6 protein-coding genes, 2 pseudogenes and 1 riboswitch are annotated in these 11,917 nt (G+C 70.4%); of the genes and pseudogenes, 2 read left to right on the top strand and 6 right to left on the bottom strand.

Annotated elements, in window-relative coordinates; translation table 11 throughout:
• The first annotated feature begins 18 nt into the window (after positions 1-18).
• Positions 19-2,223 (top strand): putative bifunctional diguanylate cyclase/phosphodiesterase, encoded by a 2,205-nt coding sequence (locus LDZ21_RS30945; RefSeq protein ID WP_047748384.1) that lies wholly within the window; start codon positions 19-21, stop codon positions 2,221-2,223.
• Positions 2,224-2,298: 75 nt separating this feature from the next.
• A complete protein-coding gene (locus LDZ21_RS30940; protein WP_047748383.1) occupies positions 2,299-3,624 on the top strand; it encodes an NAD(P)/FAD-dependent oxidoreductase in 1,326 nt (441 codons plus the stop codon).
• Between the two features lie 240 nt (positions 3,625-3,864).
• On the opposite strand, the pseudogene LDZ21_RS30935 reads toward LDZ21_RS30940, so the two are convergent.
• The 6 genes and pseudogenes from LDZ21_RS30935 to aroA all read right to left on the bottom strand — a co-directional run bounded on the left by LDZ21_RS30935 (position 3,865) and on the right by aroA (position 11,903).
• Positions 3,865-5,414, bottom strand: a pseudogene (locus LDZ21_RS30935) (phospholipase D family protein).
• An 11-nt stretch (positions 5,415-5,425) separates the two neighbouring features.
• Positions 5,426-6,604: an acetate/propionate family kinase gene (locus LDZ21_RS30930; RefSeq protein WP_047748382.1), complete on the bottom strand. Its 1,179-nt coding sequence runs from the start codon at positions 6,602-6,604 to the stop codon at positions 5,426-5,428.
• A gap of 208 nt (positions 6,605-6,812) precedes the next feature.
• Positions 6,813-7,688 carry an EamA family transporter gene (locus tag LDZ21_RS30925; protein ID WP_047748381.1) on the bottom strand — a complete coding sequence of 292 codons (876 nt, stop codon included), beginning with the start codon at positions 7,686-7,688 and terminating at the stop codon, positions 6,813-6,815.
• Positions 7,689-8,029: 341 nt separating this feature from the next.
• Positions 8,030-9,397 (bottom strand): annotated as a pseudogene (locus LDZ21_RS30920) (IS91-like element ISCR8/ISPps1 family transposase); the annotation flags it as partial.
• A complete protein-coding gene (locus LDZ21_RS30915) occupies positions 9,325-10,038 on the bottom strand; it encodes an ABC transporter substrate-binding protein (RefSeq protein ID WP_087748614.1) in 714 nt (237 codons plus the stop codon). The pseudogene LDZ21_RS30920 and the gene LDZ21_RS30915, both read right to left, overlap by 73 nt.
• Before the next feature lie 300 nt (positions 10,039-10,338).
• A riboswitch (SAM riboswitch) is annotated at positions 10,339-10,443 on the bottom strand.
• Positions 10,444-10,589: 146 nt separating this feature from the next.
• Positions 10,590-11,903, bottom strand: coding sequence for a 3-phosphoshikimate 1-carboxyvinyltransferase (gene aroA, locus LDZ21_RS30910; protein ID WP_087748615.1), 1,314 nt, complete (start codon positions 11,901-11,903; stop codon positions 10,590-10,592).
• Between the last annotated feature and the right edge of the window lie 14 nt (positions 11,904-11,917).

The raw sequence follows: 11,917 nt of genomic DNA, 5'->3' as shown, positions 1-11,917 counted from the left end.
ATGCCGGCAACGACCTGCATGTGCAGCCAGGCTGAGCGGGCGGGCGCCGACCGCGGCACGGAGCAGTCGCCGGCCTGGCGCGTGCTGGTGGCCGACCACGACCTGCAGGTGCATGCAGCGGCCCGTGCTGCCGTGCAGGGACTGGTACTGTTCGGGCGGCCCGTGGTCGTGCTGCATGCACAGGATGCGGCACGGGCCCGCCACCTGTTGCTGCAGGAGGACGATCTCGCGGTGCTGCTGCTGGACGCCTTGCTGGGCGGCGCCGCGTCCGGCGGCCTGGCCGGCTTCGCGCGACAGCAGGCCGGCCGCGTGAACATGCGCATCGTGCTGCGCACCGAGGCCCGCTCGCTCGCGCTGCCGATGCTGGCCCGCCACGACATCGGCGACCACCGCCGCAAGGCGGAGCTGTCGCCGCAGCGTCTGCGCGCGGTGCTGGCCGGCGCGGTGCGTGCCTACGTGCAGCACTGCCGCATCGATGCGAACCGGCGCAGCCTGGCGCGCATCGTGCAATCGGGCGCGGCGCTGATGGAGCAGACCGACCTGCGCGGCTTCGCGGCGGCCGTGATCACCCAGCTGGCCGGCCTGCTGGGCGTGGCGCCGCAGGGCCTGGTCTGCGTGCGCGAGACGGGCGCCGCCAGCGGCTGCCGTGTTCTGGCCGCGACCGGCGACTTCGCCGCGCGTCGGCGCCGCCTGCAGACCTCCAACGCCGCCTTGCTGCTGCACCGCGCGCTGGTGCAAGGCCTGCCCGCCCACGGTGGTGCGTCGGGCGGTCTGGCCCTGCCCATGGGGCAGCACGCCGGCCAGGCCATGGCGGTCTACGTGCACGCGCCCGCGCTGCGCGAGGCGCCGGAGCCGCGCCTGCTGGAGGTGTTCTGCGCCCACCTGCGCACGCTGCGGCACAACCGCAGCCTGCTCGAGCGCCTGCACCAGTCCGCCTACCACGACGCGCTGGTGTCCCTGCCCAACCGCGCGCACTTCACCGAGCAGGTGGACGCATGCGCGCGCCGCGGCGCGCGCGACCACATCCTGGCCCTGCTGGACATCGACGACTTCAGCGCCACCAACGACGTGATGGGCCACCGCTTCGGCGACCGGCTGCTGCGCGCGGTGGCGCAGCAACTGGCCCAGGCCCTGCCGCCGGGCGTGCTGCTGGCGCGCGTGGGGTCGGACACCTTCGGCGTGCTGGGCAGCCGCGCGCAGGTGCTGCCCCAGCGCCTGCTGGCCTGTGTGCGCCAGCCGCTGCTGCTGGACGGCGTGCCGCACAAGGTCTCGCTGACCTGCGGCTACGTGCTGCTGGCCGACGCGGGCCAGACCGGTGTGGACCTGTTCAAGGACGCGACCATCGCGCTGCAGCGCGCCAAGCGCGAGCACCGTGGCCAGGAGCTGCGCTACGCCGAGCAGATGGGGGCCGAGGCGCGCGAGCGCGCGCTGCTGCTGTCCGAGCTGCGCGCGGCCATCGACCAGGCACGCCTGTACCTGGTCTACCAGCCGCAGCGCGACCTGCGCACGCAGGCGCTCGTGGGCCTGGAAGCGCTGCTGCGCTGGCGCACCGCCGACGGACGGCTGGTGCCGCCGGACCGTTTCATCCCGGTGGCCGAACACTCCGGCCTGATCGTGCCGCTGGGCCAGTGGGTGCTGGCCACGGCCTGCGCCACCATGCGCGCCATGCTGGACCAGGGCTGCGCGCCGCGGCGCATGGCGGTCAACGTGGCCGTGGCCCAGCTGCGCGACCCGGCCTTCCTCGCGACCGTGCGCGGCGCGCTGGCCGAGCACGGCCTGCAGGGCCGGCACCTGGAGCTGGAGATCACCGAGTCGGCCGCCGTGCTGCCCACGCAGCTGCTGGAGTCCACGCTGACGGCGCTGCGTGCCGAGGGCATCAGCATCGCGGTCGACGACTTCGGCACCGGCTACTCCTCGCTGAGCTACCTGGAGCGGCTGCCGCTGGACCGCATCAAGATCGACCGTGGCTTCGTGCGCCAGCTGCGCCAGGCCCGCAGCGCCCGCATCGCCGAGACGGTGGCCCAGCTGGGCCGCCGGCTGGGCCTGCAGGTGCTGGCCGAGGGCATCGAGGATGCGGACACGCTGCAGGCCCTGGTGGACATGGGTTGCCACGAGGGCCAGGGCTACCACATCGCGCAGCCGATGGAGCGCGAGGCTTTGCAGGCGTGGTTGTTGCGCGAGGCCGTGGCGCAAGCGGGTGCGGCGCACGCCGTAGCGGCGTAGGACGGCGCCGCAGCAATCCCCTGCGGCGTGCGCGCCTGCAGGCCCTGGCGCCGTGGCCGGTGCTGTAATGGTCCGATGAACACGACCGCATTCGGCACACCCGACACACCCGGCGCCCGCGTTCTGGTCGTGGGCGGCGGCATCGCCGGCCTGGAGATCGCCACGTCGCTGGGCCGGCGCTGGCGTGCCCGGCCGGGCGCGCCCACGGTCACGCTGCTGGACCGCGATGCCGCCCATGTCTGGAAGCCGATGTTGCACACCATCGCGGCCGGCACGCGCGACATCGCCCAGCAGCAGACCACCTTCGTGGCCCAGGCGCGCGACGCGGGCTTCGTCTACCAGCCCGGTGCGCTGAGTGGCCTGGACCGGCCGCAGCGCCTGGTCCAGGTCGCGCCGCTGCATGCCGAGGACGGCCGCCTGCTCGTGCCTGCGCGCAGGCTGCCCTACGACGTTCTGGTGCTGGCCCTGGGCAGCCAGGCCAACGACTTCGGCACGCCGGGCGTGGCGGAGCACTGCCATGCCATCGATTCGCGGCTGCAGGCCGATGCCTTCAGCCGCGAAGTGCGGCTGCGCATGCTGCAGTGCGTGGCCATGGGGCAGCCGCTGTCCATCGCCATCGTCGGCGGTGGCGCCACGGGCGTGGAGCTGGCGGCCGAACTCGTGCAGCTGACCGAGACCGCCGAGGCCTATGGCGCCACGGGTCTCGGCGAGCGGCTCACGATCACACTGGTGGAGGCCGGGCCGCGGCTGCTGGCCTCGTTCCCGCAGGACATCTCCGAGGCCGCGCTGCGGCGTCTGCGCGCGCTCGGGGTGCGCGTGCGCACGGACACGCAGGTCAAAGCGGCGCTGGCCGAGGGCTTCGAGCTGGCCGACGGCAGCCTGCTGCGGGCCTCGCTCAAGGTCTGGGCCGCCGGCGTGAAGGCGCCGGCGGTGCTGGCCGACCTGGACGGCCTGGAGACCAACCGCAACCACCAGCTGCTGGTGCATCCTTCGCTGCAGACCACGCGCGACGCTTCCATCTACGCCGTCGGCGACTGCGCCAGCCTGACGCTGCCCGGCAGCGAGCGGCCCTTGCCGCCCACGGCCCAGGTGGCCCACCAGCAGGCCCAGCACCTGGTGCGCCACCTGCCGCAGGTGCTGGCGGCCGGGGCCACGGTACCGCCGTTCCGCTTTCGCGACTTCGGCGCGCTGGTGTCGCTGGCCGACTACGATGCGTTCGGATCGCTGGGCCAGTTCGGCTTCTTCGACGGCGGCATCATCCGCGGGCGCCTGGCGCAGCTGAGCCATGCCATGCTGTACCGCAGCCACCAGGCACGGCTGCACGGCTTCTGGCGCGGCGGCCTGTTGTGGCTGGCCGACCGCATCCAGGCGCGCGTGCGGCCACCGATCCGGCTGGATTGAGTTGCCCTAGATTCGGCAGTTGACCGCTCGCCACCTTCAGAAACACCGCATGGACACTGAAGCGAGCGTCTTCGATGGCTCTCACCTTCGAGGTGAGGACGCTATGCACCCGCCGGCACCGCGCTCGCCGCGCCATGCCGCGTTGCTCCTCCTTGCGCACAGAAGTGCGCCGCGTCGTCGCGCCTTGCCTGGCACGCCGATCACGGCGCCATCGGGCGCATCCAACTGCCGAATCTAGGGTTACAGCAGCCAGTCGATCGGCAACCAGGACAGCAGGCGCAGGCCCAGCCGCAGCCACAGCGGCGCGCCGGGTTCGCGTTCCAGCAGCTGCGGCGGCTCGCTGCGGCCGTCGCGCCATTGCAGTCGGCCATGCGGGCTCAACTGCAGCTGGTAGCCGCGCGCGCTGGCCTTCTCGCGCAGCTGGGTGTCCAGCTGCGCGGCCAGCGCCGGGCTGTCGATGACGAAGCCCAGTTCGGTGTTGAGCCGGGCCGAGCGCGGATCGAAGTTGAACGATCCCACGAACAACTGGCGCTGGTCGACCACGAAGGTCTTGGCGTGCAGGCTCTCTGCCGAACTGCTGCCCAGGCGCAGCTTGGCGTCCGGCGCCTGCGTGTCGGCTTCGCGCCGCATCTCGTACAGCTGCACACCGGCGCGCAGCAGCGGCACGCGCCAAGGCATGTAGCCGGCGTGCACCACGGCCACGTCCGTGGCCTCCAGCGCATTGGTGAGGATGGCCACGTCCACGCCGCGGGCCGCCAGCTTCTCGAACAGCGCCGTGCCGCGCGCCGTGGGCACGAAGTAGGGCGATACCAGCTTCAGGCTGTGCGCAGGCGTGTCGACCAGCCGGGCCGTGCGCGCGAACATCAGGTCGGCATCGTCCGCCTGTCCGAGTCCCTTGGCCGGATCGTCGCTGACGAATTCGACCGGCGCCCAGTGCAGCGGCAGCCGCCCTGCCAGCAGCTCGGCCACGAAGGACGAGCGCGCCACGGCGTCCAGGTACTGGCGCGTGCGGTCGGGCAGGTTCTGCAGGTCCTTGGGCGGCGGCGGCGTGGCGTCGGCCGCGTCCAGCAGCAAGGCCAGCGGATAGGACGAGCCGCTCGCCCAGTAGCGGTCGAAATCCTCGGAGACGGCCTGCACCACGGGCCCGATGGCCAGCACGTCCAGGTCCACGAACAGCGTGTCGACCTCGGCGCCGAAGTATTCGTCGCCCACGTTGCGGCCGCCGACCACGGTGGCCTGGTTGTCGGCCGTGAACGACTTGTTGTGCATGCGCCGGTTGGCGCGCCCGAAGTCGGTCACGAAGCCCAGCGGCTTGAAGCGCCGCTGGACGAAGGGGTTGAACAGCCGCACCTCGATGCGCGGGTGGGCGTCGAGGTCGGCCAAGGTGGCGTCCAGGCCCGCGCTGCCCAGGTCGTCGAGCAACAGGCGCACGCGCACGCCGCGGTCGGCTGCGCGGCGCAGCGCCTCGAACAGCAGCCGGCCCGACATGTCGTCGCGCCAGATGTAGTACTGCACGTCCAGCGTGCGTTCGGCCGCTTCGGCCAGCAAGACGCGCGTGGCGAAGGCGTCGCGGCCCTGGTCGAGCAGGAACATGCCCGAGTGCCCGAGTGCCCGGGCGACTGCAGCGCAGCGGCCTGGCGCACGGCGCGGCCCAGCCGCGTGGCCGCGGTGTCCGGGTCGAGCCGGCTCGCGCTGCGACCCTCCAGCGAAGGCAGTTGCGCGCAGCCGGCCAGCAGCGCCAGCACTGCGGCGAACAAGGCGATGCAGCAACGGCGCAGCGGCATGGACATCCCGATGGTTCTCATCCCAGGGCCAGCACCTCCTGCGCATGGCGCGCCGCCACCCACTCTTCGTTGGTCGGCTCCACGCCCACACGCACGCGGCTGGCGGCGGCCGAGATGACGCTGGCGTTGCGGGCATTGGCATCCTCGTCCAGCGCCACGCCCAGCCAGTCGAGCGCCGCGCAGATGCGCTGGCGCAGCACCACGCTGTGCTCGCCCACGCCGGCCGTGAAGACCAGCAGGTCCAGCCCGCCCAGCACCGCTGCCAGCGCGCCCACCTCGCGCACGATGCGGCGCACGTACAGCGCCAGCGCTAGCGCGGCGCGCGGCGCGTCGGCCTCGCGCTCCAGCAGCACGCGCGGGTCGGACGAGATGCCCGAGACGCCCAGCAGGCCCGACTCGTGGTACAGCACACGGCCCACCTGCTGCAGCGAAAGCTTCTCGATCTCCATGAGGTAGAGCACGGCCCCGGGGTCCAGCGCGCCCGTGCGCGTGCCCATCATGAGGCCGTCCAGCGCCGAGAAGCCCATGGTGGTGGCCACGCTCTGCAGCGCCTGCATGGCGCACAGGCTGGCGCCGCTGCCCAGGTGGGCGACCACGGTGCGGCCGCGTGCCAGCGCGCCGTGGCGTTCCTGCAGCGCCACGGCCATGTACTCGTACGACAGGCCGTGGAAGCCGTAGCGGCGCAGGCCGCGCTCGAAGGCCGCGTAGGGCAGGGGCAGGACCTGCTCGACCAGCGGCAGGCTGCGGTGGAAGGCCGTGTCGAAGCAGGCCACCTGCGGCAGCCCGGGCTGCTCGCGCAGCAGGATCTCCATCGCCTCCAGCGCGAAGGGCTGGTGCAGCGGCGCCAGCGGCACCAGGGCCTTGAGTTCGGCCAGCACCTGGGCGTCCACGCGCTGCGGCGCCAGGTAGCGGGCGCCGCCGTGCACCACGCGGTGTGCCACCGCCGCCACGGAGCGGCCGTCGAGCCAGCGCACGATCTCCTCGCGGATGGTCTGCAGCGCCCGCGTGTAGGGCTGCTCGCTGCCCAGGTCGACCGGCCGCACCGGCACCGTGGTGGCACCGAAGTCGGGCGCCGGGCCGCCGATGCCCTGGACCTTGCCGTTCCAGGCGGGGTGGCGGTCCGTGCCGGTGGCGTCGAACAGCGCGAACTTGATGCTCGACGAGCCGCAGTTCAGCACGACGATGAAGGAAGTCATAGGGGCTTGCTCCGATGAAGGTAGGCCAGCAGCAGGGCCGCGGCGCAGGATGCGTTGCGCCATCGCGCGGCCGTCGGCGCGGCTGGTCGGCACGGCGGGGATTGTCGCGCCCAGGTGCTGGTGTGGGATTGGTCGGCGCGCGTGCCTTCGGGCCTGCACCGGCCGATCCCGCCTCTCGCGTGGCCGCGAGGGCCCGGTGCACAGCTTCTCACACGGCCCCGCTGAGCAGCACCACGCCCAGCACCACCAGCACGCAGCCCGCGGCGCGGCCCGGGCCCACCCGCTCGCGCAGCACCAGCATGCCGAACAGCGCGCCGACCATCATCGACATCTCGCGCGTGGGCGCGACCACGCTGACCGGCGCGCCCATCTCCAGCGCAGCCAGCACCAGGATGTAGGACAGCGGCGAGAGCAGGCCCACGGCCACGGCCAGCCACCAGTGCCCGCGCATGGCCGCCACCGTGGCTGCGCGGTTGCGCAGCATCCAGGGCGCGAGCACGCACAGCCGCACCAGGTTGGAGAACCAGTCCAGCACCACCGGTCCGACGCCCAGCACCTTCACGCCCCAGGCGTCGACCACGGTGTAGCCGGCGATGAGGGCCCCCGTGGCGCCGCCCCAGCGCACGCCGGCCAGGGCGCCGGGCTTGCGGAACATGGCCAGGTGGCCGTCGGTGCAGATCAGCCCGATGCCCAGCACGATGGCGGCCAGGCCCAGCAGGCCGTGCAGCGAGGGCACCTCGCCCAGCAGCACGAAGGCGCCGACCGAGGACAGCAGCGGTCCGGTTCCGCGGGCCACCGGATACACGACCGACAGATCGGCCACGCGGTAGCCCTTCTGCAGGCACATGCTGTAGACCAGGTGCAGCAGGCCGCTGGCCACGATGCAGGCCACGACCGGCGCGTTGATGGGCATGCCGCCATGCATGAGCTGCCACACCACCCAGGGCAGGTAGGCGACGCAGGCCACCACGGTGCTGGCGCCGACGAAGGCCGTGCCCGCATGGGCGGCACGCTTGGCCAGCAGGTTCCAGGTGGCGTGGATCAGTGCCGCCAGCACCACCATCGACAGGCTCAGCACCGTCATGGCACGGCCCCTGGGATGGAGGCGGACGGGGTGCGGACCAAGCAGGGCGCCATCCAGGGCCGAATGTCCGGCGGCGCATGCACTGGTTCGCAGGGCAACGGAAGCAGGCGGTGTTGTATTGCGGGCATGGTCTGCTCGGCTGCATTGTCCACGACGGATAGGAAATTCAACCGCATGAGGCCAAGTATGGCACGAGTTTTGGGCCTCGAAACACGTTCGGCCAAGGAAGGTTGAGCGCTCGCTTGCCGCTCAATGGCAAGAGCTTGGGAGGCAGTATGCATTTGGGCCTGGCGCGCGCGCAGCTGCTTCCCCGCAGCGATGGATACCGCCGCTTCACTGGGTCACCAATTGACGCGCTGGTCTACCTCGTCGGGTTGAGCTGCCAGATCCCAATCCGGCTCGCCTTGCGCACCATCATCCACCGGCGCGTCGCAGCCCTCCCACAGCGGTGGCCCGCGTGCCGGGGTGATGTGCGGGGGGGCAGACTCCACCCCGATGTGGTTCAGGATGTGGCGGATTTCGGCGCTGTGGGTGATGAAGGCAATGATGCGCATCTGCCCACCGCACATGGGGCACAGCAGCGGAAATGCCTCGTAGATGCGGGCAATCAGCACCGCCCACAAGTAATGCGCCGCTCGCTTCGGGCGTGCTTCAGGTTCGGGTGTGGGTGTGGCCGCGTTGCCCGGCGCCGCCACCCCAGGTACGCCCGCGCCAGGTTGTGCAGTCTCCACCGTGGCTGGTTGCGACGCAGCAGGCTGAGCCAGCGCCGTTACCGCCGCTCTCAGCGGCGAGTTTGGTGCCAGCACACCAAAGTAGCGGTGCCGGTGGGTGCGTGGCGGTGGCACCAGCGCGGCGATGCGGTCGATCAGTTCCAGCGGTGTGAGGTGCAGCTCATCTGCCTTGGCACCACGCTTGTCACTGGTGGGCTCGCTGCGCTGTTTGGCACAGCGGTACACCAGTTTGCTTCCCTCTTTGCGTAGGCGCTCCATGGAAAACGGTGGACGCGCGCAATAGCGCAGCAGCCGCTCCAGCGCAGCGCGGTCGTGGGCTTCGATGCAGACACCGGCGTCCACCGAGAAGCCGCTGTGTTTGTAGCCCAGCATGTCTTTGGCGTCACAGTTCTCCAGCAGGCCCCGAGCAACGAAGGCGCGCAGGATGCGTTTTTGCAGTGTGGTCTGCACTGGGGCCACGGTAGCCGCATCGATGCCGGTGGCCGCGTGAAAGATGACACCCGGCGATGAGATTCGAGGGGTCGCATCAGCATCGCCCTCGCCCTCCACTTCCTCAAACACCCCGTCCACCACACAAACGTGGAAGTGGACGTGTTCATTGAGGCTGGAGCCGAATCGGTGAATGAAGGCGATGGCACCGATGTGCAGGCCTGCCTTGTCCATATGGGCCGCACCGGGGCTGTGGGTCTGCAGAGTTTGTGCGATCACCCGCAGAAAGATGCGCAGCACCATGCTCAGCACCGCTCCGTCGCGTTGCATGAAGTACCGCAACCTCTTGGGCACGGAGAGCACCCACTGGCGCACCGGCAGGCGGGGGAAAACGTGGTCGCTCAGGTGTGCCGCCGTCTCCACCATCCGCCGCGTGGTGCACGAGGGGCAGACTCCCCGGCCTTTGCAGGAGAAGGCTACAAAGTAGTCGTGCCCACAGTCGCCGCAGCGAGCGCGGGCAAAGCCATGGGCAAAGATGCCGCACTCAAGGCGACCTGCGGTGACGAGAACGTGACGACGGCGGTGAGATCGTCGGTCGTCTCAATGGTCTCGATCAGCCCCCAGAGCTCGATGTTCGAGGAGGAGTTCTCGGCGGTGGTGACCCACTTCCACGTGAAGACGATGTCGTTCGACGTGACGGGCTCGCCGTCGTTCCAGAGGAGCCCTTCCTTGAGCGTCAGCGTGACTTGCGTGAGGTCTTCGGAGAGCGTGCCATCCTCGACGGACGGGACGCTGGCGAGGAGCTGTGGGCCGAGCGAGCCATCGGCGAAGTAGGTGAGCAGCGGCTCGAGGACAAGGCTGGCGGCGTAGACATCCTTGCTGCCGGTGGAGCGATGCGTGCTCAGCACCGACGGCGCCTGCGACTGGATGATGCGCAGCTCGCCGCCGGCGCCGCGGGTTTGCCCCTCGGTGCCGTCATCCGGGAATCCGGCAACCGGCGAGGCGACGGGCGACGCCGCGTCGCTCGGCGTTGCGCTTTGGGCGGCGACCTCGCTGGCGATCACGTTGGCCGCAGCGAGTCCGACGCCAAGCGCGGTCGCGCGCTGGACGAAGTCGCGGCGGGAGAGATCACCGGCGCGGAAGCGGTCGACAAGACGGCGGAGCGGCTGGGTCGATGGAGTCTGACTCATGACAGGGGTCCTTCGTGCTGAGCGGCATCGGACGACTCGGTCGTGATGCCGGGATCGGTCGACTGGGGCGCGGCGAACGCGTCGAGTCGCTGCGCGTAGATGAAGAAGATGAAGTCAAGGTCAGAGGTGACAGGGATACCAGGCGGGGGAGGTGAAGAAGAGTCGTTCCAGCCATGGCTCGGCGAGATGCCTGATCCCGGAGCGGAGCCGATCGACGGATGTGGCGAGGGTGATTCTCACGAAAAAGCCTCCTCATCGTGGGGACGACGGGAGGCAGACCACCCCTGACGGTGTGGCGCTCCCTCATCTCCCAGGATTCCCTGCCGGACTTAGCACCTTCCCGATATGGATCGGGGGGTTGCTGGGGCTTCATTGGGCCGGTCCCTCTGCCCCTCTGGATGAGGTCGTGACAGGCTTCGCCTGTCTGCAAGAAACTGTATCTGGTTCCCGGGGGAGAGTCAATAGTTCGAGGGAAGCGTCGAAACGCGAGCCGGGGAGGAGACGATCGTCTCCTCCCCGGCTCGTATCTGACGTGATGGGCAGTGATGGGGTTATTTCACCAGCTCGCCGAGGCGGTCGAAGTAATCCGGGAAGGTCTTCGCCGTGCACCCCGGATCGAGGATCGTCACGCCCGGCGCGCGGAGGCCCGTCAGCGCGAAGCTCATCGCCATGCGGTGATCGTCGTAGGTATGCACCTCCGCCGGCGTCACCGGCTGCGGATGGATCGTCAGACCGTCCTGGAACTCGTCGACCACCTGCCCGAGACGACGCAGCTCCGTCGCGACATCCGCGATGCGATCGGTCTCCTTGACGCGATTGTGCGCGACTCCGCGAATCGTGATCGGGGCGTCCGCGTACGGCGCGATCGCGGCGAGCGTCTGCGCCGTGTCCGAGATCACATTGAAGTCGAAGTCGCCGCCGTGCAGCACGCCATCCTGAGGACCGCGGACCGTCGTGGAGGTCTCCGTCATCGTGACCGTCGCGCCCATCTGCTCGAGCACGCGCACGAACTGGAGATCGCCCTGCGTCGAACGCGTGCCGAGGCCGTTCACCCGCACCTCGCCGCCCGTCACCGCCGCCGCTGCGAAGAAGTACGACGCGTTCGAGGCATCCGGCTCGATGTGATAGTCGCGCGCCGCGTAGCGCTGCCCCGGCGCGACGCGGAACGTCTTCCAGTCGACATCGTCGATCTCGGTCTCGACCCCGAACGCGCGCATCACGTCGGCCGTGATCGTGATGTACGGCTTCGAGACGAGCTCGCCCTCGACCTCGATCGTGACGCCATCACGCGCGTACGGTGCGGCGAGGAGCAGTCCCGTGAAGAACTGGCTGCTCAGATCGCCCGGCACCACGGCGCGTCCCCCGGCAAGGCCGTTCGCGCGCACGATGATCGGCGGCGCGTCGGTGCCGGCCTCACTCGTCGCGTCGACGTCGAGCTGACGGAGCGCGCTCAGCAGCGGACCGATCGGGCGCTGACGCATGCGCGGCACGCCATCGAGCCGGTAGGTGCCGTGGCCGATCGCGAGGATCGCGGTCAGGAAGCGTGCCGTCGTACCGGAGTTGCCGATGAACAGATCCGCCTCCGTGGCCGGGAACTGGCCGTCGCCCCCATCGACCTCGAAGCGATCATCCTCCGGGAACGCCTCGACGTCGATGCCGAGCGCGGCGAGCCCCTCCGCCATGTAATGCGTGTCATCGCTGAAGAGCGCGCCGGTCAGCGACGAGTGCCCGTTCGCGAGACCGGCGATCGGGAGCGCGCGGTTCGTGATGCTCTTCGAGCCGGGGACGCGGGCAGTGCCGATCACCGGTTGCGTGACCGGGATCATCTCGATGCGATCGGGGGCGGTGGCGGTCGAGGATGCCATGAGGTGCTGCTCTC

Origin of the sequence: Caballeronia grimmiae (assembly GCF_022879615.1) — a bacterium.
In the GTDB taxonomy this organism is placed as follows: Bacteria; Pseudomonadota; Gammaproteobacteria; order Burkholderiales; family Burkholderiaceae; genus Caballeronia; species Caballeronia grimmiae.
This window is presented reverse-complemented; position numbering and strand designations above follow the sequence as displayed.